The organism is Streptomyces sp. NPDC007264 (genome assembly GCF_042869095.1).
Taxonomy (GTDB): domain Bacteria; phylum Actinomycetota; class Actinomycetes; order Streptomycetales; family Streptomycetaceae; genus Streptomyces.
This window is the reverse complement of sequence record NZ_JBIAFD010000015.1, coordinates 13,841-38,096: the sequence shown is the minus strand read 5'-3', so window position 1 is coordinate 38,096 and position 24,256 is coordinate 13,841. Positions and strand designations below refer to the sequence as shown.

24 protein-coding genes are annotated in these 24,256 nt (G+C 73.0%); 15 read left to right on the top strand and 9 right to left on the bottom strand.

Annotated elements, in window-relative coordinates; all coding sequences use genetic code 11:
• The first annotated feature begins 29 nt into the window (after positions 1-29).
• From ACFYMU_RS24245 to ACFYMU_RS24215, 7 genes are all read left to right on the top strand, one after another.
• A complete protein-coding gene (locus tag ACFYMU_RS24245; protein ID WP_388376777.1) occupies positions 30-1,493 on the top strand; it encodes an aldehyde dehydrogenase in 1,464 nt (487 codons plus the stop codon).
• Positions 1,486-2,418 carry a 3,4-dihydroxyphenylacetate 2,3-dioxygenase gene (locus tag ACFYMU_RS24240; RefSeq protein ID WP_388376774.1) on the top strand — a complete coding sequence of 311 codons (933 nt, stop codon included), beginning with the start codon at positions 1,486-1,488 and terminating at the stop codon, positions 2,416-2,418. The genes ACFYMU_RS24245 and ACFYMU_RS24240 overlap by 8 nt, the downstream gene beginning before the upstream one ends.
• Before the next feature lies 1 nt (position 2,419).
• Positions 2,420-3,265 (top strand): fumarylacetoacetate hydrolase family protein, encoded by an 846-nt coding sequence (locus ACFYMU_RS24235; RefSeq protein WP_388376771.1) that lies wholly within the window; start codon positions 2,420-2,422, stop codon positions 3,263-3,265.
• A gap of 68 nt (positions 3,266-3,333) precedes the next feature.
• On the top strand, positions 3,334-3,957 hold the full coding sequence (locus tag ACFYMU_RS24230; protein WP_388376769.1) for a TetR/AcrR family transcriptional regulator: 624 nt from the start codon (positions 3,334-3,336) through the stop codon (positions 3,955-3,957).
• 246 nt (positions 3,958-4,203) lie between these two features.
• Positions 4,204-5,661 carry an APC family permease gene (locus tag ACFYMU_RS24225; RefSeq protein ID WP_388376766.1) on the top strand — a complete coding sequence of 486 codons (1,458 nt, stop codon included), beginning with the start codon at positions 4,204-4,206 and terminating at the stop codon, positions 5,659-5,661.
• Between the two features lie 74 nt (positions 5,662-5,735).
• Positions 5,736-7,226: an aldehyde dehydrogenase gene (locus ACFYMU_RS24220; RefSeq protein WP_388376763.1), complete on the top strand. Its 1,491-nt coding sequence runs from the start codon at positions 5,736-5,738 to the stop codon at positions 7,224-7,226.
• Positions 7,223-7,945, top strand: coding sequence for a gamma-glutamyl-gamma-aminobutyrate hydrolase family protein (locus tag ACFYMU_RS24215; protein WP_388376760.1), 723 nt, complete (start codon positions 7,223-7,225; stop codon positions 7,943-7,945). Before ACFYMU_RS24220 ends, ACFYMU_RS24215 begins: the two co-directional genes overlap by 4 nt.
• A 16-nt stretch (positions 7,946-7,961) precedes the next feature.
• Here the strand turns inward: ACFYMU_RS24215 and ACFYMU_RS24210 are convergent, their stop codons facing one another.
• Entirely contained in the window at positions 7,962-8,534 is a 573-nt protein-coding gene (locus ACFYMU_RS24210) for a MarR family winged helix-turn-helix transcriptional regulator (RefSeq protein WP_388376757.1), read from the bottom strand.
• Positions 8,535-8,790: 256 nt separating this feature from the next.
• Here ACFYMU_RS24210 and ACFYMU_RS24205 point away from each other — a divergent pair, with 256 nt between their 5' ends.
• Entirely contained in the window at positions 8,791-9,477 is a 687-nt protein-coding gene (locus ACFYMU_RS24205) for a peptidoglycan-binding protein (RefSeq protein ID WP_388376754.1), read from the top strand.
• A gap of 134 nt (positions 9,478-9,611) precedes the next feature.
• Here ACFYMU_RS24205 and ACFYMU_RS24200 read toward each other — a convergent pair whose 3' ends face one another.
• Positions 9,612-10,280, bottom strand: a complete 669-nt coding sequence (locus ACFYMU_RS24200) for a nucleoside/nucleotide kinase family protein (RefSeq protein WP_388376751.1) — start codon at positions 10,278-10,280, stop codon at positions 9,612-9,614.
• Positions 10,281-10,489: 209 nt separating this feature from the next.
• Between ACFYMU_RS24200 and ACFYMU_RS24195 the strand changes: the two genes are divergently transcribed.
• Genes ACFYMU_RS24195 through ACFYMU_RS24185 form a run of 3 tightly spaced genes read left to right on the top strand, consistent with a single transcriptional unit; the run spans position 10,490 to position 14,467 of the window.
• Entirely contained in the window at positions 10,490-11,347 is an 858-nt protein-coding gene (locus ACFYMU_RS24195; protein ID WP_388376748.1) for an ANTAR domain-containing protein, read from the top strand.
• A gap of 25 nt (positions 11,348-11,372) precedes the next feature.
• Positions 11,373-12,113: an HAD family hydrolase gene (locus ACFYMU_RS24190; RefSeq protein ID WP_388376745.1), complete on the top strand. Its 741-nt coding sequence runs from the start codon at positions 11,373-11,375 to the stop codon at positions 12,111-12,113.
• Positions 12,110-14,467 carry a glycoside hydrolase family 65 protein gene (locus ACFYMU_RS24185; protein WP_388376742.1) on the top strand — a complete coding sequence of 786 codons (2,358 nt, stop codon included), beginning with the start codon at positions 12,110-12,112 and terminating at the stop codon, positions 14,465-14,467. The genes ACFYMU_RS24190 and ACFYMU_RS24185 overlap by 4 nt, the downstream gene beginning before the upstream one ends.
• Positions 14,468-14,500: 33 nt before the next feature.
• Here the strand turns inward: ACFYMU_RS24185 and ACFYMU_RS24180 are convergent, their stop codons facing one another.
• The 5 genes from ACFYMU_RS24180 to ACFYMU_RS24160 all read right to left on the bottom strand — a co-directional run bounded on the left by ACFYMU_RS24180 (position 14,501) and on the right by ACFYMU_RS24160 (position 19,928).
• Positions 14,501-17,035 (bottom strand): SpoIIE family protein phosphatase, encoded by a 2,535-nt coding sequence (locus tag ACFYMU_RS24180; protein WP_388376739.1) that lies wholly within the window; start codon positions 17,033-17,035, stop codon positions 14,501-14,503.
• 76 nt (positions 17,036-17,111) lie between these two features.
• Positions 17,112-17,882, bottom strand: coding sequence for an SDR family NAD(P)-dependent oxidoreductase (locus tag ACFYMU_RS24175; RefSeq protein ID WP_388376736.1), 771 nt, complete (start codon positions 17,880-17,882; stop codon positions 17,112-17,114).
• Between the two features lie 55 nt (positions 17,883-17,937).
• A complete protein-coding gene (locus tag ACFYMU_RS24170; RefSeq protein WP_388376733.1) occupies positions 17,938-18,234 on the bottom strand; it encodes a YkvA family protein in 297 nt (98 codons plus the stop codon).
• Between the two features lie 118 nt (positions 18,235-18,352).
• A complete protein-coding gene (locus tag ACFYMU_RS24165; RefSeq protein ID WP_388376730.1) occupies positions 18,353-18,739 on the bottom strand; it encodes a hypothetical protein in 387 nt (128 codons plus the stop codon).
• A 268-nt stretch (positions 18,740-19,007) separates the two neighbouring features.
• Positions 19,008-19,928: a MurR/RpiR family transcriptional regulator gene (locus tag ACFYMU_RS24160; RefSeq protein ID WP_388376729.1), complete on the bottom strand. Its 921-nt coding sequence runs from the start codon at positions 19,926-19,928 to the stop codon at positions 19,008-19,010.
• Positions 19,929-20,091: 163 nt separating this feature from the next.
• Here ACFYMU_RS24160 and ACFYMU_RS24155 point away from each other — a divergent pair, with 163 nt between their 5' ends.
• The gene (locus ACFYMU_RS24155) at positions 20,092-20,481 is read left to right on the top strand and encodes a hypothetical protein (protein WP_388376726.1); all 390 of its coding nucleotides are present in this window, start codon (positions 20,092-20,094) and stop codon (positions 20,479-20,481) included.
• Positions 20,482-20,490: 9 nt separating this feature from the next.
• Here ACFYMU_RS24155 and ACFYMU_RS24150 read toward each other — a convergent pair whose 3' ends face one another.
• Positions 20,491-21,327, bottom strand: coding sequence for a hypothetical protein (locus ACFYMU_RS24150; protein WP_388376723.1), 837 nt, complete (start codon positions 21,325-21,327; stop codon positions 20,491-20,493).
• Between the two features lie 128 nt (positions 21,328-21,455).
• Here ACFYMU_RS24150 and ACFYMU_RS24145 point away from each other — a divergent pair, with 128 nt between their 5' ends.
• Positions 21,456-22,439, top strand: a complete 984-nt coding sequence (locus ACFYMU_RS24145; RefSeq protein ID WP_388376720.1) for an aldo/keto reductase — start codon at positions 21,456-21,458, stop codon at positions 22,437-22,439.
• Positions 22,440-22,477: 38 nt separating this feature from the next.
• Here ACFYMU_RS24145 and ACFYMU_RS24140 read toward each other — a convergent pair whose 3' ends face one another.
• On the bottom strand, positions 22,478-22,774 hold the full coding sequence (locus ACFYMU_RS24140; protein ID WP_388376717.1) for a hypothetical protein: 297 nt from the start codon (positions 22,772-22,774) through the stop codon (positions 22,478-22,480).
• A 251-nt stretch (positions 22,775-23,025) separates the two neighbouring features.
• Here ACFYMU_RS24140 and tgmA point away from each other — a divergent pair, with 251 nt between their 5' ends.
• Complete coding sequence (tgmA, locus tag ACFYMU_RS24135) at positions 23,026-23,217, top strand: putative ATP-grasp-modified RiPP (RefSeq protein WP_388376714.1); 192 nt, start codon at positions 23,026-23,028, stop codon at positions 23,215-23,217.
• A gap of 14 nt (positions 23,218-23,231) precedes the next feature.
• Positions 23,232-24,188, top strand: coding sequence for an ATP-grasp ribosomal peptide maturase (gene tgmB, locus ACFYMU_RS24130; RefSeq protein WP_388376711.1), 957 nt, complete (start codon positions 23,232-23,234; stop codon positions 24,186-24,188).
• Positions 24,189-24,256: the final 68 nt, after the last annotated feature.

The window sequence follows — 24,256 nt, the reverse complement described above, 5'->3', positions numbered from 1 at the left end:
CACCGAACCGAAGGACTTGGAGACCGGACATGACCGACCACACCCTCACCGTCGCCGGAGTCGCGGTCGACACCCGGCACTGGATCGGCGGTGAACGCGTCGCCTCCCCCGAGACGTTCACCGATGTCTCGCCGATCGACCAGAGCGTCCTCGGGGAGGTCTCCCGGGGCACCGCGATCGAGGCCGCGGCCGCCGTCGCCGCCGCGAAGGCCGCCTTCCCCGGCTGGGCCGCCACCCCCCGTGCCGAACGCGCCCGTCTCCTGCACGCCGTCGCCGACGGCGTCGACAAGCGTCTCGAGGACCTGGCGATCGTCGAGACCACCGACAACGGCGCGCTGCTGCGCTCCCACCGCCGGGGCGTGATGCCGCGCGTCGCCCACAACTTCCGCTTCTTCGCCGACCGGCTGCTGACGCTGGACCACGAGGACTTCCCGACCCGCGGCCACACCAACCACGTCAGCTGGGACCCGGCCGGGCCCTGTGCGCTGATCACGCCGTGGAACGCCCCGCTGATGCTGGCCACCTGGAAGGTCGCCCCGGCCCTGGCCGCCGGGAACACCGTGGTCCTCAAGCCCGCCGAGTGGTCCCCGCTGACGGCCTCGCTGCTGGCCGACATCGCCGCCGAGGCCGGTCTGCCCGCCGGCGTCCTCAACGTCGTGCAGGGCTACGGCGCCGAAGCGGGCAGCGCCCTCGTGGCGCACCCGGACGTGCGCCGGATCAGCTTCACCGGCTCCGTGCCGACCGCCCGGCGCATCGCGGCGTCGGCGGCCGCCAACCTCACCCCCCTCAGCCTCGAACTCGGCGGCAAGTCGCCCCTCCTGGTGTTCGCCGACGCCGACCTGGACCTCGCCGTCGACCTCGCCGTGGAGCAGTACGACAACGCCGGGCAGGTGTGCCTGGCCGCCACCCGCATCCTGGTCGAGGAGCCGGTCGCCGAGGAGTTCACCCGCCGGTTCGTGGACAAGGCCGGCGCGCTCAGGCAAGGCGACCCACGCGACGAGGCCACCGACATCGGACCCGTCATCCACCCCCGCCAGCTGGAGAAGATCGACGGCTTCGTGCGGCGGGCCGTCGCGGACGGGGCCCGCGCGGTCATCGGCGGCCACCGCAAGGACGGGCAGTACTACGCGCCGACCCTCCTCACCGACGTCGCACAGGACTCGGAGATCGTGCAGGAGGAGGTGTTCGGGCCGGTCCTCACCCTCCAGACCTTCACCACCGAGGACGAAGCCGTCCGCCTCGCCGACGACACCCGCTTCGGCCTCGCCGCCACCGTCGCCACCGGTGACCCCGAGCGCGCCGAACGCGTCAGCGCGCGGCTCGTCGCGGGGACCGTCTGGGTCAACTGCTTCTTCGTCCGCGACCTCCGGGCGCCCTTCGGCGGCTCCCGGCACTCCGGCGTCGGCCGCGAGGGCGGCACCTGGAGCTTCGACTTCTACTGCGACCTGAAGAACACCGTCACCGCTCCGAAGGGATGGAAGGACCATGGGTGAGATCGTCGGGGCGGGCCTGCTCGCGCACGTCCCCACCATCGTGCTGCCCGAGCCGGACCGCCTGGAGCTGAACGAGGGGAAGGAGATCACCCTCGTCACCGGCCTGAGGCAGCTGCGCAGGGACGTCTTCGAACGCGACGACTACGACACCGTGGTCGTCCTGGACTCGCACTGGGCGACCACCGTCGAGTTCGTCGTCACCGCGCAGCACCGGCGCGCCGGTCTGTTCACCTCCGAGGAACTGCCGCGCGGCATGTGCCGCATGCCCTACGAATACCCCGGCGATCCCGAACTGGCCCACAGCATCGCCTCGTTCGCCGACCGGCACGGCACGTACATCACCGCCGTCGACGACGAGTACCTGCCCGTGTACTACGCCACCATCAACCTGTGGAAGTTCCTCGGCGAGGGACTGCCCGACAAGCGGTGGGTGACCATCGGCGTGTGCCAGACCGGTGACATGGAGGACCATCTCCGCCTCGGCCGCGCCCTCGCGGACGGGATCGCGGCCGTCCCGGGCCGGCGGGTGATCCTGGTCGCCTCCGGCGCGCTGTCGCACACCTTCTGGCCGCTGCGCGAGCTGCGCGACCACGAGGCCAGCGACCCGGTCCACATCTTCACGCCCGAGGCCCGCGAGGCGGACCTGGAGCGCATCGCCTGGTTCACGGAGGGCCGTCACGACAAGGTCCTCGACACCATGGACGAGTTCTGGAAGTTCAAGCCGGAGGCCCGGTTCTGCCACTACCTGATGATGGCCGGCGCCCTCGGCGAGCACTCCTGCGCCGCGACGGCCCGCCAGTACGGCGAGTACGAGAACTCCATCGGCACCGGCCAGGTCCACCTGTGGTTCGACCGGCCCGCCGACGGCTGGACCGGCACCGGTCTGCCGACGTCCCCCGCCCCCCACCGCCCCCTGGGAGCCTGACATGCCCGAGTACCGCCGCATCCTCCTCGACGGGGCGGTCGTCCAGGTCACCGTCGAGGGCGACGAACTCGTCGCCGCCGACGGCCGCCGCGTCAAGGCCGACGAGGCCCGGCACCTGCCGCCGGTCGTGCCCTCCAAGGTGATCGCCGTCCACCTCAACCACCGCAGCCGCGTGGAGGAGTTCGGGATCGACCTGCCCGCCACCCCCACGTACTTCCACAAGCCGACCTCGGCGCTGAACTCCCACAAGGGCGCGGTCGTCCGCCCCGAGGGCTGCAGGTGGCTCAACTACGAGGGCGAGGTCGCCGTCGTGATCGGCAGGACGGCCCGCAACATCTCCCCGGGCGAGGCGGGGGAGTACATCGCGGGCTACACCGTCGCCAACGACTACGGTCTGCACGACTTCCGCGACACCGACGCCGGCTCCATGCTCCGGGTGAAGGGCTCCGACACCCTCTGCCCGCTCGGCCCCGGCCTGGTCACCGGCTGGGACTTCCAGGGCAAGCGGCTGCGCACGTACGTCAACGGCGAGGTCGTCCAGGACGGTTCCACCGACGAGATGCAGTGGGACATGCACTACCTCGTGGCCGACATCGCCCGCACCATCACCCTGTACCCCGGGGACGTCCTCCTCTCCGGCACCCCGGCCAATTCCCGCCCCGTCCGGCCGGGCGACGTGGTCGAGGTCGAGGTCGAGGGCCTGGGCCGGCTCACCAACCGCATCGTCACCGGTCCGGTCCCCGTCCGCGCCGACGTCGGCGCCCAGCCCACCGAGTCGGAGGAGGTCGTGTCCACGGCGCTCGGCGGCGACTGGGAGTTCCGCGGCATCCGCCCGCCGCGGCGCTGAGGCACCCCGTGGGGCGGTGCACACCGGCGCCCTGCGCCGCCCGGCGAGCGCCGGGTAGGGTCGCCGGCATGACGGAATCCACCGAGGCCTCGCAGCCCGGCCCCGGGGGCCGCAGGCGGCTGGGGTACGGGGAGGGGCGCGAAGCCCTGCTGAAGGCGGCGGTGCGGGTCGTGGGGCGGCGCGGGCTGCGCCATCTGACCTATCGGGCCGTCGCCGAGGAGGCGGGTGTCACGCACGGGCTGGTCGTGCACCACTTCGGCTCGCGCGACGCGCTGATCGAGGAGGCACTGGCGTACTCCGTGCGCACCAGTCTCAGCAGCAGTCTGATCGAACCCGGCACCGGCCGCCCGGAGGACTTCGCCACCGGGCTGTCCCACATGGTCGACAGCGACCCGGACAGCCAGGCATTCCAGTACGAGCTGCTGCTCGAGGCACGGCGCCGACCGCGGCTGCTGACCCAGGTGCGCGCCCTGTACGACGAGTACTTCGGCGCCACCCGACGCGAGCTGTCCCGGATCCTCCCGAAGGACGCCGACCCCGCCCTGTGCCGGCTGGTCTTCGCCGCGCTGGACGGGCTCGTCCTGTACCACCTGACCGGGATCGGCGACCGGGAGGACACCGAGGCGGCGCTCACCGAGCTGCGGTCGCTGCTGCGGAGACTGGGCGAACGGGCTCCCGAGACGGGCGACTGACCGGTCGCGCCGTCGCCCCCGTCGTCTGCGCGGCGGGGGTTTTCGCATGTCAGGAGCGACGGCGGCCCGTGAGGGGAGGGCGTGCGGGCGGACCGGATGTCGTTCAGGTCTCAGCTCCGTAATAAATACGGAATCCCGCCGATTCGGTGGTCCCACCCCCTTGCCAGATGGATAGTTCCAGCTCACGATAGGGCAACTCGTTTGGCTCCTAACGAAATCCTCCCTCCTCCTCAGCAGGTGATCCGAGTGGACAGTCAGACGGTCGACGCAGCACCACGGACCGGACAGGACCCCCGCACCGCGGGATCCCTCAAGCGCAACGCCCTGGGTGTCCTGGGCATCCTCTTCTTCGTCCTGTCCGCCCAGGCGCCGCTCACCGGCATCGCGGGCGCCGTGCCCATCGCCGTCGCCCTCGGCAACGGTCCCGGCGCCCCGGCCGCGTACGCCATCACCGGCGCGGTGATCCTGCTGTTCTCGGTGGGTTTCGTGGCCATGGGCCGGCACGTGGTGGACGCGGGCGCCTTCTACGCCTACATCGGCAAGGGCCTCGGGCGGACGACGGGCAGCGGCAGCGCGGCCGTCGCGCTGCTGGCCTACTGCGCGGTCCAGGCCGCGATGTACGGACTGTACGGCGCGACCGTGAGCGGTCTGGTGGCCCACTACGCGGGTGTGCACCTGGCCTGGTGGGTCTGGGCGCTGGTGACCATGGCCGTGGTGCAGGTGCTCGGCGCCGCCGGCATCGAGATCGGCGCCAAGGTGCTCGCGGTGTTCGTCCTGGCCGAGTTCACCATCCTGCTCGCCTTCGCCCTGGTCACCTTCGTCAAGGGCGGTGGGCCCGAGGGGCTCGGAGCCGCCAGCACCTTCTCGCCGAGCGCGGTGCTGCAGGGCGCGCCGGGTGTGGCGCTGATGTTCGCCGTGGCGTCGATGTTCGGCTTCGAGGCCACCGCCATCTACGGCGAGGAGGCCCGCGACCCGCGCAGAACCGTGCCCAGGGCCACCTATCTGTCGGTCGTCGTCGTCACCGGGTTCTTCGCCTTCACGTCGTGGATGCTCGTCTCCGCGTACGGAGCCTCGCACGTCACCGGGGCGGCCGGCAGGGCGCTGGCCGGCGGCGACTCCACGGTCTTCGTCTTCGCGCCCATCGCGGCCCAGTTCGGCGGCTGGGTCGACGACGTGCTGCCCGTCCTGCTCGGTACCTCCCTCTTCGCGGGCGTTCTCGCCTTCCACAACTCCGCCAACCGCTATCTGTTCTCCCTCAGCCGCGAAGGGCTGCTGCCCCGCGGGCTGCGGTCGCTCAACCGGCGCCACTCGCCCTGGGCGGCGGGCCTCGTGCAGACCGCGATCGCGGTCCTCCTCGTCATGCCGTTCGCGCTCACGGGCAAGGACCCGGTCCTCACGCTCTTCTCCTGGTTCAGCGGTGTCGGCGTCCTCGCCTGCATGCTCCTGTACTTCCTGACCTGCGCCTCCGTGATCGTCTTCTTCCGGCGCGAGCGTCTGGACACCCGGCTCTGGAACACCGTGATCGCACCCGCCCTCGGCGCCCTCGGCATCGCGGGCGCGATCTGGCTGATCCTCGCCAACTTCACCACCCTGATCGGCGGCGAGGCGAGCACCGCCACCTGGCTCGCCCTCAGCGTGCCCGCGGTGCTGCTCACGGGAGCCGCGGCCGCACGGCTCGTCCACGCCCGGTCCGCCGCCCGCTGACCGGCACCTCCACGGGGCCGGCTCCCCCCCCCGGGGCCGGCCCCCTCCCCTGCGAACCCGACACGAGGAACACCATGCCGGACCTCACCCACGACGAACTGCTGGCCCGGGCCAAGGCCCTCGAGCCGCCCGTGCACCACCACATCGACGGGGGCGACGAAGCCGGGGGCGGCGCCTCGTTCGCGGTCGTCTCACCGCGCGACGGCCGGGTCCTGGCCGAGGTCGCCGACGCGGGGCGGGCCGAGGTCGACCTCGCCGTCGCCGCCGCGCGCCGCGCCTTCGACTCCGGACCGTGGCCGCGCCTGGCGCCCGCCGACCGCGGCCGGGTGCTGCTGCGGATCGCCGACCTGCTCGAGGAGCGGCGCGAGGAGCTGGCCCTGACCGTCAGCCTGGAGATGGGCAAGCCCTTCACCGACGCCCACGCCGTCGAACTGCGCGCCGCCGTCACCACCTTCCGGTGGTACGGACAACTGGCCGACAAGCTCACCGACGAGTCCCCGCACACCGCACCGGACTCCCTGGCGCTGATCACCCGGGAGCCGGCGGGCGTGGTCGGCGCGGTCGTGCCGTGGAACTTTCCGCTGACCCTGGCGTCGTGGAAGGTCGCCCCGGCGCTCGCCGCCGGCTGCACCGTCGTCCTGAAACCGTCCGAGTGGTCGCCGCTGTCCGCGCTGCTGCTCGGCCGGATCGGCACCGAGGCGGGCCTGCCGCCCGGCGTGCTCAACGTCGTCACCGGTGACGGCCCGACCGCGGGAAGCGCCCTCGGCCTCCACGCGGACGTCGACGTGCTCGCCTTCACCGGCTCGACCGCCGTCGGCCGCCACTTCCTGCGCTACGCCGCCGACTCCAACCTCAAGCGGGTCTGGCTCGAACTGGGCGGCAAGTCGCCCAACATCATCCTTCCCGACGCCCCGGACCTGGAGAAGGCCGCGGCCACCGCCGCATGGGGCATCTTCTTCAACCAGGGCGAGATGTGCACCGCGCCCTCCCGCCTGCTGGTGCACGCCTCCGTCGCCGACGAGGTCACCGACGCCGTCGTGGCCAGGGCCCGGCAGCTGCGCGTGGGCGACCCCCTGGACCCGGCCACCGAGATGGGCGCCCTGGCCCGCGAGAGCCACCTCGCCCGCGTCCTCGGCCACGTCGCCACGGGCGTCGACGAGGGCGCCCGGCTGCGCACCGGCGGCGCCCGTACCCGGGCCGAGTCCGGCGGCAGCTTTGTGCAGCCCACCGTCTTCGACCGGGTGGACCCGGCGATGCGGCTGGCCCGTGAGGAGATCTTCGGCCCCGTCCTGTCGGTGCTGGCCTTCGACGACCTCGACGAGGCGGTGCGGCTCGCGAACGCCACCGAGTACGGGCTGGCGGCCGGCCTGTGGACCTCCGACCTGTCCACCGCCCACACGGTCTCCCGCGCCCTGAGGGCCGGAACCGTCTGGGTCAACTGCTACGAGGAGGGCGACCTGACCGTGCCGTTCGGCGGCATGAGGCAGTCGGGCAACGGACGCGACAAGTCGGCGCACGCCCTCGAGAAGTACACCGAGCTCAAGACCACCTGGATCCAGCTGTGACCCCTGCCCCCGTGCGCCCCCTGATAGCGATCCCCGCCCGCTTCGCGGCGACCACCTCCGCGCTGCGGTACGCCGCCGAGGTCACCGCCCGCGCCCTGGCCGAGGCCGTGTGGCGGGCCGGCGGGGAACCCGCCGCCGTCCACCCCACCGACCCCGCGGACACCGACGTCGTCGCCCGGCTCGCCCGCTTCGACGGCGTCCTGCTCCCCGGGGGCGGCGATGTCGCCCCGCACCGCTACGGCGCCGCCGACACCCACGGCTCCGTCTACGACGTGGACGACCTCCAGGACGCCTTCGACCTCGAGGTCGCCCGGCGGGCGCTGGAGTCGGGTCTGCCGCTGCTGGCGATCTGCCGGGGCCTCCAGGTCGTCAATGTCTGCCTGGGCGGCACCCTCCAGCAGGACATGGGCGGACCCGAGCACGAGCACCGCAACGTGGTGCACCCGGTGTCGATCGCGCGCGGCACGCTGCTGGAGCGGGCCCTCGGCGCGGAGAAGGCCGAGGCGTCCTGCTACCACCACCAGCGGGTGGACCGCCCGGGAACGGGACTGGCCGTCACCGCCACGGCCGCCGACGGGACGATCGAGGGGCTCGAACTCCCGGGCGCCGGGGGCTGGTTCACAGCCGTGCAGTGGCACCCCGAGGACACCGCGCACCGGGACCCCGCCCAGCAGGCGCTGTTCGACGCCCTGGTGCGCGCCGCGCGCACGCACCGATAGACCCGCGCAACCGCCATCACGCCTTGGGGCGGCGTCCGCTGCGGCGGGGGGCCGGTTCCGCGCCGTTCAGCAGGGCGCGGCGGCGCTCCTCGCCCTGCTCCTCGACCTGCAGCACCACGCGCCGCAGCACCTCCGCCAGGGACCGGCACTCGGCGTCGCTCAACTGCCCCGTGACGAACGCCTCTTCGTCGTTGAAGGCGGGGAACACCCGCTGCATCAGCTCCTCACCCCCGTCGGTGAGACCGAGCAGGACCAGCCTGCCGTCGGAGGGGTGGGCGGTGCGCCGCACCAGGCCCCGGGACTCCAGGGTCCGCGCGACCCCGGTGAGGGTCCCCTTGGAGATCCCCGCCTCCTCCGCCACGTGGCGGGTCTCCGACTCGCCCCACACCCACACCACCCACAGGACGACGAACGCCGTCCAGGTCAGATCCGACTCCCGCAGGACGGAGTTCTCCAGGTGCTGGCGCACGGCCGACGCGGCCCGGTAGATGTTGGCCACGGCCGCCATCCGCTCCCGCCGGACCGGGACGCCGCCGAGTTTCGCCGCGGCGAGGTTCTCGGCTTCGGTGATGGATCGCTGGCCGGACACGGGCGCTCCTTCGGTCTGTTCCGCGGAACCGTCCGGTGTGTGCGGCCGGCCGGTCGTTCGGCCTCAAATTGTACGGAGGCCACCCAGGGCGTGTGTGCTCGATCGGCGATCGGCCGCCGCGGCCTCCGTGACCCGGCACACCACCGGGTGGCCGGATCGTGACGGGCAGCGGGCATTCCCGGTGAACCGGGCGGCGTGCCCCCGCGTATCTCTCCCCGGGGATGGCGGGAGACCGCGGGCACGGAAGGAGAGCAGTGTGTCGACACCGCCCGAGCAGGACCAGCCGGTGCGGCGCCCGGTACTGGAACCCACCTATGTCATGCGCCGCCGCCGCACCGAGGCGCTGGCCGAACTGGTGAGGGAACTGCGCGAGCGCGAGAGCCCCCCGGACGCGGTCTACGAACCGATCGTGGTGCACGTGGCCCCGTCGACCGCCGAGGACGCGACGGAGGAACTGCCCCCCGTACCGCCCGCCCGCGGGCCGCGCCGTCCCGACGCCCCGGGCCGGCGCGGGCGGCAGGCCGACGACGGCCTCACCCTGCGCCGCGCGGCGATCACGGTCGGAGTGACCGCGGCCGCCCTCATCGGCTTCGGCGCCGCGCTCCTCCTGCCGGGGACGGGGGACGGCGGCACCGCCCACCGCGCCGTGCCCCCGCCGCCCGGGCCGTCGGCCGGGAGCGTCCCCGCCCAGCGGCAGCACACCGACCCCGACGGCGCCGGCACGCTCCGTGAGGGGGACAGCGGCCCCGAGGTGACCGAGCTCCAGAAGCGTCTGCTGCACGTCCCCGACGTCTACGAACACGGAGCCACCGACGGCCGCTACGACGCCACGCTGGCGGCCGCCGTCGCCCGCTTCCAGCTCTGGTACGGCATCCGCGGCGACGAGACGGGCGTGTACGGCAACGACACCCGCCGCGACCTCGAGTCCCGCACCACCCTCTAGTGGTGCGGCCGCGGCCACGGGGCGCGCGTACGGCGGCCGCTCACCCTGAGCCGTACGCCTCCGTGTCCGCACCGCGGTACGGGTGTGTCGCGTGCTCCCCTCACGCGACACACCCGTCACCGTGCGCAAGATCTTCAGCGGTCTCCCGGGACAGGGGCGCCGGCCGCCGGTGGAAAGGCCGTCGCCGGCACCACCAGGTCCGCCCGGTCCCGCGTCGTGGCGATCAGATCCGCGTTGCGCTGGTCCGTGCCCAGCACCCAGGCCACCGCGGCGTCGTGCCCCTTGCCGAACTCCTCGTGGCGGGCGACGAGCCGACGGATGCGTTCCCCCTCGTCGAGGTCGCAGTACCACACCTCGTCGAGGTGCGGGCGCACCCGCACCCAGGCACCCGAGTCGAGCAGCAGGTAGTTGCCCTCCGTCACGACCAGCCGGGCCGTCGGCGGCACCGGGACCGCCCCCGCGAGGGGCTGTTCGAGCACGCGCTGGAAACCCGGCGCGTACACGGTCTCGGCGTTCTCCTCGCGCAGCCGCCGCAGCAGCGCCGCGTACCCGGCCGCGTCGAACGTGTCGGGCGCGCCCTTGCGGTCCCGGCGGCCCAGACGCTCCAGTTCGGCGTCGGCCAGGTGGAACCCGTCCATCGGGACGTGCGCCGCCCAGGGCGGCCCGTCGCCGTTGAGGGCCCGCACCACCTGCTCGGCGAGCGTCGTCTTGCCCGCTCCCGGCCCGCCGGTGATGCCGAGGATCGCACGGTGACCGGGGCGCGCCAGGGCCGCGGCCCGCTTCAGGAGGTCGTCGAAGGTCATGCGTGGACACCGCTCGCCGGCTGGGTGGTGGGCGGCCGGCCCGCAGCGGCCGGCCGGGTCCCGCCATTGGACCAGAGGCCGCGGCGGATGGCGAGAGGCCCGCCCGCGGGCGCCCGTGTAGGCGGGGCGGCGCGGGGAAGATGCGCTGAGGGAACGCCGTCGCACCACCGCGCGCGGCACGAGGAACACGGGAAGGGCCACAGCGTCGTATGAGCGAGTCGCGGTCGCAGGAGCAGGGTGAGGACTCGGAGGTGGAGCGGCTGCGGGCCGAGGTCCGGCAGCTGCGGGCCCGGATGCGCACCCACCCGCTGATCTCCGAGGCACAGGGCCTGCTGCGGGAACGGTACGGGCTGCTGGACGCCGAGAGCGCGTTCGCCCTGCTCCAGCGCGCCTCCCAGCAGTACAACGTCAAGATCCGCACCCTCGCGACCGCCCTCACCGTCCTGCCGCGCCCCGACGCCCGGGAGCCCCTGTGGTTTCCGCGGCGGGTGCGCCGGACGCCGCCCCGGCTGACCTTCGACCGCGCCGGCCGCGTCGGCCACGGCGACCGGAACGCCCTGCTCGGCACGGTGCTCAGCCAGACCCTCGCCGTCGTCGACGCGGACATGGGCAACGTGCAGACGGCCGACCGCGCGCAGGGCGGCCTGCGCATGGAGAAGCACACCGGCCACAGCCCGGAGTTCGTCGACTACTTCGCCCACGTCGGGGAGGAGGGCACCTCCTGCGCGCTGGCCGCGCGCAACCTCGCCCAGGTGACCGTCCAGGACGTGGAGACCCATCCGGTGTTCGCCGAGCAGGCCCGCGAGGTCATCCTGCGAGAGGGCAGCCTCGCCTGCCACAGTGTCCCGCTGACCACCGCGTCGGGAGTGTGCGCGGGCATGGTCTCCGCCCATCTGGACCGCCGGCTGCCGGGACTGACGGAGGCCCAGACCAAGGTGCTCGACATCATCGGCGGCGAGGCGGGCGCGTGGCTGGCCTGGTACGACCGTACGGTGGTCCTCGACGCCCTGGAACACCTGCACGCGCTCGGCCGTGCCCACACCGGCAGGCAGAGCCGGCGGTCCTGACGAGGACTTGGGGGAAGCGACACCCATGACGAAGCTCGGTCTGCCCGACGGCATCCAGGTCTGCCTCTTCGACCTCGACGGGGTCGTCACCCGGACCGCCGTCGTCCACGCGGCCGCGTGGAAGCGGACGTTCGACGACTTCCTGCGCGGCAGGGAGGGCTCCGCCCACCGGCCCTTCGACGAGATCACCGACTACGACGAGTACGTCGACGGGCGGCCGCGCGCCGACGGCGTACGCACCTTCCTGGCATCCCGCGGCATCCGTCTGCCCGAGGGCGCCCCCGACGATCCACCGGGACGGGAGACGGTCCACGGCGTCGGCAACCGCAAGAACGAACTGCTCCTGGAGATGATCCGGACCCGCGGCGTCGACGCCTACGACGGCACGATCCGCTACATCGAGGCCGTGCGTGCCGCCGGCCTGCGCACGGCCGTCGTCTCCTCCAGCGCCAACTGCCGCGACATCCTGCGGTCGATCGGTGCCGAGCACCTCTTCGACGTGCGCATCGACGGGCTCGTCGCCGCCGAGCGCGACCTGCCGGGCAAACCGCGCCCGGACACCTTTCTGGCCGCGGCCCACGACCTCGGCGCCGAGGCGAGGACCGCCGCCGTCTTCGAGGACGCGCTCGCCGGGATGGACGCGGGACGCTCGGGGCACTTCGGGTACGTCGTCGGCGTCGACCGCGTCGGTCAGGCCGACGCGCTGCGCGCGCACGGCGCCGACATCGTCGTACGCGACCTCACGGAGCTGGGGGAGTGGGCGTGATCACGCACACGTCGTACGCCGTGGAGCCCTGGTCGTTGCGCGAGCGGGGACTGCAACTGGACGTCCTGCCGCAGAGCGAGTCCGTGTTCGCACTGGCCAACGGGCACGTCGGCTGGCGCGGCAACCTCGACGAGGGGGAGCCGCACGGACTGCCGGGCTCCTATCTCAACGGCGTCCACGAGATCCATCCGCTGCCCTACGCGGAGGCGGGATACGGATACCCGGAGTCCGGGCAGACCGTCATCAACGTCACCAACGGCAAGATCATCCGCCTGCTCGTGGACGACGAACCCTTCGACCTGCGCTACGGCCGGCTGCGCTCCCACGAGCGTGTCCTCGACCTGCGCACCGGACTGCTCACCCGGACGTGCGAGTGGACGTCCCCGGCGGGTTCGACCGTCCGCGTGCGCTCGACGCGGCTGGTCTCCTTCACCCAGCGCGCGATCGCCGCGGTCGACTACGAGGTGGAGGCCGTCGGCAGGCCGGCCCGGATCGTCGTCCAGTCGGAACTGGTGGCCAACGAGCAACTCCCGTCGCGCGACGGCGATCCCCGCGCCGCCGTGGTGCTGGACGCACCGCTGGAGGCGGAGCAGCACTTCGCGGGGAACGGACGGCTGCGGCTGGTGCACCGCACCCGCAAGAGCGGACTCAGGGTCGGCGCCGCGGCCGACCATGTCGTCGAGGGACCCGGACCGACCACGACCGAGAGCGAGGCGACCGGCGACCTCGCCCGCCTCACCGTCGCCTCCGTGCTGGCCCCGGGGGAGCGGCTGCGGCTGCGGAAGTTCGTCTCCCACGGCTGGTCCGGCACCCGCTCCCTGCCCGCCGTCAGCGACCAGGTGGACGCGGCGCTCGCGGCGGCCACCAGCGTGGGCTGGTCCGGGCTGGCCGCCGAACAGCGGGCGTATCTGGACGAGTTCTGGGCGCGCGCGGACGTCGAGGTGGACGGCGACGAGCAGATCCAGCAGGCGGTCCGCTTCGCGCTCTTCCACGTCCTGCAGTCCGGTGCGCGCGCCGAACAGCGCGCGATCCCCGCCAAGGGGCTGACCGGCTCCGGATACGACGGGCACGCCTTCTGGGACACCGAGATGTTCGTGCTGCCCCTGCTCACCTACACCTCGCCCGGCGCGGTCGCCGAGGCGCTGCGCTGGCGGCAGAACACGCTGCCCGCCGCCCGGGAGCGGGCCGTGCAGCTCGGGCTGCGCGGCGCGGCGTTCCCCTGGCGGACCATAGTCGGCTCGGAGGGATCGGCGTACTGGCCGGCCGGCACCGCCGCGTTCCATGTGAACGCCGACATCGCCGACGCCGTCGTCCGCTACACCGCGGCCACCGGCGACACGCGCTTCGAACGCGACACCGGCGTCGAACTGCTGGTGGAGACGGCCCGGTTGTGGCGTTCGCTGGGCCACCACGACCATCACGGCGCCTTCCACATCGACGGGGTCACGGGCCCGGACGAGTACAGCGCGGTCGCCGACGACAACACCTACACCAACCTGATGGCCCGCGCGAACCTGCTGGCCGCAGCCGACGCCGTGGAGCGCCATCCGCGCCGGGCGGAGGAACTCGGCGTCGACGACGAGGAGAGCGCGGCCTGGCGCGACGCCGCCGAGGCGATGCACGTCCCCTACAACCCCGAACTGGGCGTGCACGAACAGCACGCCGGGTTCACCCGCTACCAGCGCTGGGACTTCGCCGCGACACGTCCCGACCAGTACCCGCTCATGCTGCACTTCCCCTACTTCGACCTGTACCGCAAGCAGGTGGTCAAGCAGGCGGACCTGGTGCTGGCCATGTACACCTGCGCCCCCTTCTTCGACGCCGAGCACAAGGCGCGCAACTTCGCCTACTACGAGCCCCTCACCGTGCGGGACTCGTCCCTGTCGGCCTGCTGCCAGGCGGTCCTGGCGGCCGAGGCGGGCCATCTCAAGCTCGCCTACGACTATCTGCACGACGCCGCGCTGATGGACCTGGAGGACCTGGAGCACAACACCCGTGACGGCCTGCACATCGCGTCCCTCGCCGGTACGTGGATGGCGCTCGTCGCGGGCTTCGGCGGCCTGCGCCACCACGGGGCGCAGATCGCGTTCGCGCCGCGCCTGCCGGAGAGGCTGAGCCGCCTCGCCTTCACGCTGGAACTGCTGGGCCGCCGCCTGCGGGTGGACATCGGCCGCACGGCGGCCACGTACACGGTGGCGGCGGGAGAGCCGCTGACGATCCGGCACCACGGTGAACCGCTCACGCTCGAGCCCGACAAGCCGGCCGGCCGCGGCATCCCGCCGCTCGGGCGGCACCCGGCGCCGGAGCAGCCGCCGCACCGGCGGCCCAACCACCGAGGCGGCAAGAAGAGTTGACCGGGACGGGACTTCGTCCGCGGGGGCCGGACCTCACCGTGGCGACCGTCCGCGGGCCGGGGCCGGAACGTACTGGGTGAGCAGGAGGGCGATGTCGTCCGCCCGGTCGGGGGAGAGGTGGGCGTCCCGCAGCAGCGCGTCCGCGAGGTCCTCCAGGCACTCCTCGCCCGTGTGGGCCAGCGAGACCCGCAACCGGTCCATCCCGGTGCCGATGTCGGCGTCCCGCGACTCGATCAGCCCGTCCGTGTACAGGGCCAGGATCGAGCCGGGCAGGAGACGCACCTCGGTCTCCGGGTAGTCGGCCGACTCCGCGACACCGAGCAGCGGGCCGCCGGGCAGGTCCAGGACCTCGGCGTGGCCGTCGGGCAGGCGCAGCAGGGGCGGGCAGTGGCCCGCGCGGACCGTGCGGGCCAGCCCCGAGCCGGGATGCAGGCGGACGTAACAGCAGCTGGCGAGGAGAGCCGGGTCCAGGTCGAGGAGGAGCCGGTTGGTGCTGGCGACCACGTCGCCCGGTTCGTGGCCCGCGGTGACGAAGGCCCGTACCGCACTGCGCAGCTGACCCATGGCGGCCGCGGCCGCGACGTTGTGTCCCTCGACGTCCCCGACGATCAGCGTGACGTCCTCCCCGGTGGGGATGACGTCGTACCAGTCCCCGCCGATGTCCATGCCGCGGGTGCCCGGAAGGTAGCGCCCGGTGACGCGCAGGCCCGGCAGCGTGGGCAGCCGGCGCGGCAGCAGCGCGTTCTGCAGGCCGCGGGCGAGGGCGAACTCGGCGTCGTAGAGCCGGGCGCGTTCGAGGGCCTGCGCGATCAGGCCACCCAGCGCGGTGAGGGCTCCCCGCTCCTCGTCGGGGAACCGGTGGGCGTCGTCGAAACCGAGGACGCAGGTACCGACCGGGCGATTGGAGGCGATCAGCGGCAGGAAGACCCACGCCCCGGAGTCGCCCGCGGGGACTCCGGGATACCTCTCGAAGAGCTGCCGCCGCGACTCGACGAACAGCGGCGCCCCGGACGTCAGGACATCCGTCGCGGGCAGCCGGGCGTGCAGCGGAGTGTCCTCGAAGCGGGCGAGTACGTCCTCCGGATAGCGGTCCTGCGCGAGCAGGCGCAGGCGCCGTTCCTCCACCACGAAGACGGCCAGCCGCTGACCGCCGAAGGCGGGGAGCATCTGCTCGGCGACGGCGTCGCACACCTCCTGTGCGGTGACCGCCTTGGTGAGGGCGCTGCCCAGCTGCAGCACGCGGTACAGCGAGCCCAGCCTGGGGGCCGCGGGCGGAGAGGACAGGACGACGGGCCGGTCCTCCTGCGCGACGGGGGTCCCCGGCCCGGTGCCGGCCGGCACCGGCTGCCTCATGGGGGCCACCCATCCCGTCATGCCCTGCTCGCCCGGGTGGAGCGAGAAGAGGAGCCACTCGTGGGGCGGCCGGCGGACCAGGAAGGAGACCGGCCGCTGGGAGACCACGGCCGCCCGGAAGCGATCCTCGTAGACGGGGTCGGCCAGCCAGGGCAGGACGTCCCAGGGGCACCTGCCGAGCAGCTCCTCGTGGCGGATCTGCGCCAGGTCCTCGAGACTGTGGTTGGCGTAGGCGACGCGTCCGTCCGTGGACAGCGCGAAGAAGCCGTCCGCGAGCCGTTCGATGGCCGCGACGGCGGCCAGGCCGCTTCCGGAGTCGAGCACGGCGCCCACCAGATGGGACGCCGCCCGCGGGCTGTCCCGGGCCCCGGGCACCCGGCCCCACAGCTCGACGGTGCGCTGGTCGCCGCCGTCCCGTACGCGCAGGCAGTGTGCGAGCACATGGCCCTCCTCGACCGCGGCGCGGGCGGCCGAACGGAAGCCGGGCAGGTCCGCGGGCTCGATCCGGGCCGCCAGGGTGGCCGCTCGTCCGTCGAACTCGCGGGGCGGGATCCCGAAGATCGCGCACAGCTCGTCGTCGGCGGTCAGCGTCCCGGTGCCGAGGTCCCAGTCGAACAGGCCCACCCGGATCACCGGCGCGGAGGGCACGGGAACCACCAGAGGCGTCTCCCTCTCGCCGAGCGCCCGGCGGACACCGAGCGCGGCGAGGGCGGCGCCCAGACGGTCGGCCGTGGAGTGCAGCTGCCGGCGCCGCGTCCTCGGCAGCCCCGCCCCTCCCGGCCTGGGCGTCCACACCACGCTCAGCGATCCGATGGACAGCTCGCCCGCTCGCACGGGGACCGTGGCGCTGCCGAACGCGTAGGGTACGGCGACCGAGAGCTCGGGGAAGCGCCGCATGGTCTCCTCCGCGTCGGCCAGGTGGACCATGCGCCCGGAGCGGTACGCCTCCGCCACCGGGATACCGCTGCTCACCGGGATCCGGCGCCAGCCGCCGAGCAGGGAAGGCGGTGCCCCGCACGCCGCGCTCAGCACCAACGAGCGGCCGTCGTCGGAGAGCAGGAACACGCTTCCGGCGTGCGCACCGGTCACCTCCACGGCCCTGACGACGGCGCGGACCAGCGCGTCGTCACGCTCGGGCGCCTCACCGGGACTCGCGGCGCCGAACGGGTACGAGGTGAGGGCCACGCTGTCGGCCGACATGGTGCACTCGATCACGCTTGAGAGATTTGTTCCATATTAGGGCTTATTTCTGATTTATCGGGACGGATTCCCGGTTCCTGCGGGTGCCGTCTCAGACGCTGTACCCGCCGTCCACTCCCAGGGCCTGCCCGGTGATGAAACCGGCCCGGTCCGAGGCCAGGAAGGCGACGGCCTCCGCGATGTCGGCCGCGGTGCCGAACCGGCGCAGCGGAATGTTGCGCCGGGTGACGGCCAGCGCCGTCTCGTCGAGCTCGCCGGTCGCCATCAGCCGGGCCGCGATGCCGTCCGTGAGCATGCCGGGCGCGACGCAGTTCACGCGCACGCCGTAGCGGCCCTCCTCGGCCGCCAGCGCCCGCGCCACCGCCTCGACCGCGCCCTTCGTGCCCGACGAGAGGCCGTCGCGCACCGGGAAGCGGCGGGTGGCGACGGTGGTGACGGCGACGATGCTGCCCCGGCTCTCCCGCAGCCTCGGCAGCGCGGGGTGCACCAGATTGAAGAACGCCACGGCGTCCGCGTCGAGTTGTGCGCGGTACTGCGCCGGCGAGACGGTGCTCAGATGCACCATCGGCACATGCGGGCCCGCCGCGTGGACGAGTGTGTGCATACCGCCGAGCGTCTCGGCGGCCTCGGTCACCGCCCGCGCGGTGGCGCTCTCGTCGCCCAGGTCCAGGGGGAGCGCGAGGACGCGCCGCCCGCACTGCTGCAGCTCACCCGACAGGGCCCGCGCCGCCTCGCGGTTGGCGCGGTAGGTGAACGCCACGTCGCTGCCCCGCCCGGCCAGCAGACGCACGATCGCCGCGCCGATGCCACCGGTGCCACCGGTGACGAACGCGGCCCCTGTCCTGGTGGAGAAGTCCGACACCGTACGCCTCGCAATCCGCGGGAAGGGCGATGAGGACCCTCACATGTAGCGGTGTTCACCGAAGAGTTGAAGACCCCGGTCCCCGCGTGGGGAGGGCGGCGCGCATCGACCTCAGGGCGAGCAGGAGGACGCCGATGTCGTCCACGTAGACGGGATCCGGCAGCAGATCGGCCGGCAGCACCAGGTAGAGGACCGCGCCCCCGAAGACCCAGCGGGGCCCGGTCGGCAGTCCGGCGCGGCGCAGGTCGCGGCGGGTGCGGACCAGCCTGAGCAGCAGGACCAGCGCGACGCCGAGCACGACTGCCGCGAGGACCACGACGACGCTGAGCACGGTCCAGGCCGTGGTGTCCATGTGCAGCTCCGGGCATCGGTGGGAGTCGTCCTGTCCTACGGATGCCCGGATTCGCGGTCGACAGTGCCTGCGCTGGGCCGAATGCCCGGGGCGGTCGTGACGGGGCGGTGTGCGGCCGTCAGTGGGGGGCGCGCGCCGTGTTGCTCTCCACCAGGGCCTGGCTGACCGCCCGCACGCTGCGGGCGATGTGCTGGAGCTGCATCACCTCGGCGGCGTACATCTTGATCGTGTGCTCGATGACGGACTCGGGCAGGCCGAGCGCGGGGAGCTCCGCGCGGGCCGTCTGCAGCGCGGTCCGGGCGACCCGCGCCTCGTTCTGCACCTGGATCAGCGCGTGCCGGGCGAGCAGCACGGGATGGCGGATCAGGGCCGGGTAGCTGGCGTAGCGAGCGGGCACGAGTTCGCGCAGCCACTTGGCCGCCGACCGCTCCCAGTCGTAGCTGCCGGGTGTCTTGACCTGGCACGGCCAGTCCGAGCTGATCGGCGAGTACGTCGTCAAGGCCATGATCTTCGCTTCCGGGTCACGTCGGCTCAGGGGTGGGGCAACTCTGGGGCGGCTCCGGTCCAGGGGAAGGCCGGAGCCGCCACTGCGGACACCCGACGCCCGTGGGTAGGAGCGGACGGCCCTGGTTGTCCGTACGGCGTGGAACCGGGAGGGGAAGCCCGGTCCACGATCCGCAAGAAGTATTTATATATACCGGCGGATACGCAAGGACATGAAAAAATTCACGGCCGATTCGACCGGAAGAATCCGAATTTGCGGAGCCTGCGCGTCAGTCCTTGAGAAAGAACTGGTGCTGGTCGGCGATCTGCTCGTACTCCTCCAGGCGTGCCTGGGTCCGCTCCGGGTCGGCGTCGGTCATGGCCTGCAGCAGGGCCGCCGCCATCAGGCCGGGCGCGGCGTACGAGTCGAAGACCAGGCGCGATCCGGTGCCGGTGGCGAAGACGACGTCCGCCTCGTCGGCGAGCGGGCCCAGCCCCAGATCCGTGATCAGGGCGACCCGCAGCCCCGCGCTGCGCGCCACCCGCACCGCGGTCAGGCTCTCATGGGCGTGCCGGGGCATCCCGAACGCCAGCGCCCAGGTGCCGCCCGCCTCCCGCGACTGGAGCAGCGCGTCGTAGGCCACACTGCCGCCGCGCGTGATCAGCCGCACGTCCGGGTGGATGCGCCGGGCCCCGTACGCGAAGTACTCGGCGAGCGAGGCGGAGATGCGCAGACCCACCACGGTCAGCGGTGTCGACGCCGACAGCTCCCGTCCGATGCGTATCACCTGGTCCGGATCGGCGAAGTCACGGCGCAGGTTCTCCAGGTTCGCGATCTCGGCGTCCACCGCCGCCTGCAGCTCGTTGCTGCGGTGCTCCGCCACGGTGCTCGGGCTGGAGAGCGAACTCAGGGCGATGGCCTGGAGCCTCTCCCGCAGCGCGGGGTAGCCGCTGAAGCCGACGGCGGCGGCGAAACGCGTCACCGACGGCTGGCTCACGCCCACCCGCTCGGCCAGGTCCGTGATCGACAGGAACGCGGCCTCGGTGATGTGCTCGATGAGGTACTGGGCGATCCTGCGGTGCCCCGGGGACAGATGTGGCCCGTCGAAGAGCTCCCTGAGCTGGGAGGCGGGGGCGGCACCGGCCTCCGGGACCGTCTTGCCAGCAGTGATCGCAGCTGCCTGCGCGCGTGCCTGCTGCGGCGATGACACCGGATCGCCTCCTTTGTGTCCCGAGGACCTTCAACATAGCTCACCCACGGCGCTGACCAGGGGCAGAGCCCTGACGGGCGGAAGGGCCGCCGCGGCCGTACCGTCGTGCATGGGGGCCGCGCGCCGGGGTACCCGCGTCGGCCATCGACGGAGAGGAGCGGCCGTGAGTTCGCCCGTATCGCATGCGCCCCAGGTCGAGGTGGTGGTGAGCGGCTGCTCGGCGGCGGACGCCGGGAGCCTGTTCGCCGAGCTGTGCCGGCGCTTCGGCTCGGACCGGGCCGCGGAGGACGCACCGCACGAGACCGCGGGCGTTCGGCCCACGATGTGGACCGGCACCTTCGACACGTCGGCCGCCCCCGGCGGCTCCGGGCGGACGGCCTCGCCGCCGCCCCTGTCGGGACAGGTGACGGCCGAGCTCCAGGGCGAACCGTGCGCGGTGGAGCGGCTGCGGCGCGCCCTGGACGACACCTTCGTCGTCCACGAGGTCGGCGCGGTCTCCGGCGACCAGGAGATCGAGGTCGAGCTGCGGCTGGAGAGCCGGGCAGGCAGCTGAACCGGGGCTTCAGACGCGCGGCCGCCCCGCCAGGAACCGGTGCAGCGAGGCCGTCAGAGCGGCGACGAAGGCGTCGCGGGTCCGTTCGGGGACGAGGTCCAGGGACAGGTAGGGGTTGAGGTCCTCCAGTTCCACCAGCAGCAGAGCGCCGTCCCGGGTGCGGCAGGCGTCCACGCGCTGGATGCCGTGCTCCAGGGTGTTCCAGTCGATGAAGCCCCCGGCGAAGGCGAGATCGGCCCCGGTGGGCTCGTAGGGTTCCAGTACCCAGCGCCGGCCGGGATCGGGGCCGTACAGGGCGTACTGGAAGGCGCCGTCCACGTAGTAGAACGAGACCTCGTGGCGGAAGTCGATGCGCGGCTGCACCAGCACATCACCCCAGGCGAGGCGCTCCAGCCCGTCGCTCGGCACGAACCGCAGTCCTATGGAGTCCGCTCCGGCCCTCGGCTTGACGGCGTACTCGGCGGAGGCGGGCAGCCGCCCCAGGTCCTCGGGACGGTCGGCGGTCGGGATCACCGGGTGGCCGGCCGCGGTCAGATCGAGCAGGTACTGCTTGCCGGCCATGTCGCCCCGGCCCGTCAGCGGGTTGTACACGAGGGTGCCGCGGGCGGCGGCCCGGGCGCGAAAGGCGTCGTACGCCTCCTGGTGGTGCAGCACGGGGCCGCTGTTGCGGATCACGACCGCGTCGAAGTCGTCCATCAGCGCCGCCGCGTCCAGCGGGTGGCACAGGGCGATGCCGAAGTCCGCGCGCAGCCGGGAGGCGAGGGCTATGTCCTCGTCGCAGTAGCGCCGCCCGCGGGCCTGGTAGGCGAGGTCGGTCACGTACAGGAGGTGGGGGCGAGTGGGCATGCGACGGCTCCTCGGTCGGCGGCCACCCATTCAATCGGACCGCTCGTGGGACTGCTCGTCGGGCCCGTGGGCGCGGCGCGCGGGAGGCAGTGGCGTCCGCGCCCGGGCGCGGATGACAGACTGGCGGCATGGAAGAGCGAGCATTCGGCAGGTCGGGGCAGCACGCGTCGGTCATCGGCCTCGGTACGTGGCAACTGGGCGCGGACTGGGGCGCCGTGGACGACAAGGACGCCCACGAGGTGCTGGAGGCGGCGGCCGAGGCGGGGGTGACCTTCTTCGACACCGCGGACGTGTACGGCGACGGGCGCAGCGAGCAGACCATCGCCGCCTTCCTGCACGGCAGGCCGGACCTGCACGTCCTCGTGGCGACCAAGATGGGCCGGCGCGTCGAGCAGATCCCGCGGAACTACGTCCTGGACAACTTCCGCGCCTGGAACGACCGCTCCCGACGCAACCTCGGTGTCGACCGCGTCGACCTGGTGCAACTGCACTGCCCGCCGACGCCCGTCTACTCCTCCGACGAGGTGTACGACGCCCTGGACACGCTGGTCGAGGAGGGGCGCGTCGCCGCCTACGGCGTCAGCGTGGAGACGTGCGACGAGGCGCTGACCGCGATCGCCCGCCCGAACGTGGCGAGCGTGCAGATCATCCTCAACCCGTTCCGCATGAAGCCGCTGCGCCGGGTGCTGCCGGCCGCGCGGGAGGCCGGCGTGGGCGTCATCGCCCGGGTGCCGCTGGCCTCCGGCCTGCTGTCGGGCAAGTACACCAAGGACACCGTGTTCGCCGCGGACGACCACCGCACCTTCAACCGCCACGGCGAGGCGTTCGACCAGGGGGAGACCTTCTCGGGCGTGGACTTCGCGACGGGCGTGGAGGCGGCGGCCGAGTTCTCCGCGCTCGCCCCGGAGGGCTGCACCCCGGCCCAGTTGGCGCTGGCCTGGATCGTGCAACAGCCCGGCGTGACCACGGTGATCCCCGGCGCCCGCTCGGCGGACCAGGCCCGCGCCAATGCGGCGGCAGCGCGGCTGCCCCGGCTGTCGCAGGACACGCTGGACGCGATCGAGAGCCTGTACGAGCGACGGATCAAGGAGCAGGTCGAGGACCGCTGGTAGGCGCCCCGGCGAGAAGACCGGTCCGGACGACCGGCCGGTCAGGCCGTCAGGGCCGAGCGTGCCGAACGAGCGCTGCCGGGCGTCCCACGGGTGGCGGCCCGCACCCGGTACGTCGTCTTGGCCCGGTCGACCACCGGATCCCCCAGCACGATCCGGCCGGCCGCGTGGAGCGCGTCGCACTCCTCGGTGGGCAGCGCCACGGGGCGGCCGTCGGACTGCCAATAGCCGTACCGGCGCCGCCCGTTGACATGGACCGTCAGGAAGACCGGCACACGCTGGTCCGTGATCAGGCGCAGCACTTCGGCAGCACGGGAACTGAGCCGAGGGCGCGTCATGGGCGGTCAGCCTTTCGGGCACGGGTGGACGGGCACCCCGCCCCCAGGACGAGATGATCTTTCCCCCCGCATTGTTGCCGAGGGCACTGACACCGCGCATCCGGCTTGGCCGGACCCGCTCCGCCGGACAACGGGCGGGGCCAGGGCGATGTGACGACCTTCACCCTGATGTGGCGGAAAGTGATGAATTCCTTACGGGCGGAGGACGTAAAGGGATACGAAGAGGCGACCCACGCCCGTGGAGGTGTCCCGTGCGACCGTTCACCCTCAACTACGCGCTGCCCCGAGCGCTTCCGGTCACGGTGACCCCGTACCGCTTCGACGCGCTACGGCAGTTGAACGTGCTCCCCGACGGCCGGCCCGCCGTCGCCGACCGTGCGCTGCTGCGCGCGGTCGGCACGACGACGTCCACCGCCGGTTCCCAGACACACTTCGACGACTGACGGCCCGCACGCCGATGACGGTCCTCATTCTCACGTCGGAGCAGGACGTGACCGCCGACATGGTGGTGGCCAGGCTGCACGAGTGGTGCGTACCCGTGATGCGCCTGGACCCCGCCGACCTTCCCGGCAAGGCGGTGCTGTCCGCCGACTACGCGCACGGCGACTTCGACGGCCATCTCTCGGTGAACGGGCACGTCCTGAGCATGGGCGGCCTGCGCTCGGTGTGGGTGCGCCGCCCCGGCGAGCCGGCCGCGCATGCCGCGCACCCCTCGCCGTGGCTGACCGCCGAGACCCGCCAGGCCCTGTACGGCATGCTCTACTCGGCCTCCACCCGGTGGATGAACCACCCCCGCAACGCCGAGCAGGCGCGCTACAAGCCGTGGCAGTTGCGGATCGCCCACCTCAGCGGCTTCGCGGTGCCCCCGACCGTCGTCACCACCGCCCCGCGCGTGGCCCAGCAGTTCGCCGAGGAGTACCGCGAGGTCGTCGTGAAGTCGGCCTCGGGACCGCCGCCCGGTGATCCCGGACTGGCCCTGCCGACCTCCCTCGTCGGCCCCGACGCGGACTTCTCGGCGGTGGCGGCAGGACCCGCGCTGCTGCAGCGCTACATCCCCAAGCGTGCCGACATCCGGCTGACCTGCGTCGGCACCCGGCTGTTCGCCGCCCACAAGAGGGCGGCTCCCGGGCAGATCGACGGCCGGTACGGCGACTCCGGGCACGCCTGGCGCACGACCGAGGTCCCCGACCGTATCGCGAAGTCGGTCCACGAGTACCTGACGCTGTCCGGACTCGCCTACGCGGCCTTCGACTTCGCCGAGGACGAGGAGGGCCTGTGGTGGTTCCTGGAGTGCAACCAGGGCGGGCAGTTCGGGTTCGTGGAACTGGAGACCGGGCAGCCGATCGCGGAGACCGTCGCCCGATGGCTCGCACGGCGCCCGAGCGACCGCCGCGTCTCCGACGGCCCCCGATGACCCGCACCTGCGAGCCCCCGTCCGCCGCCCGGGCGGCGGACCGGCCGCGGCCGGCGGAAGGCGGTCCC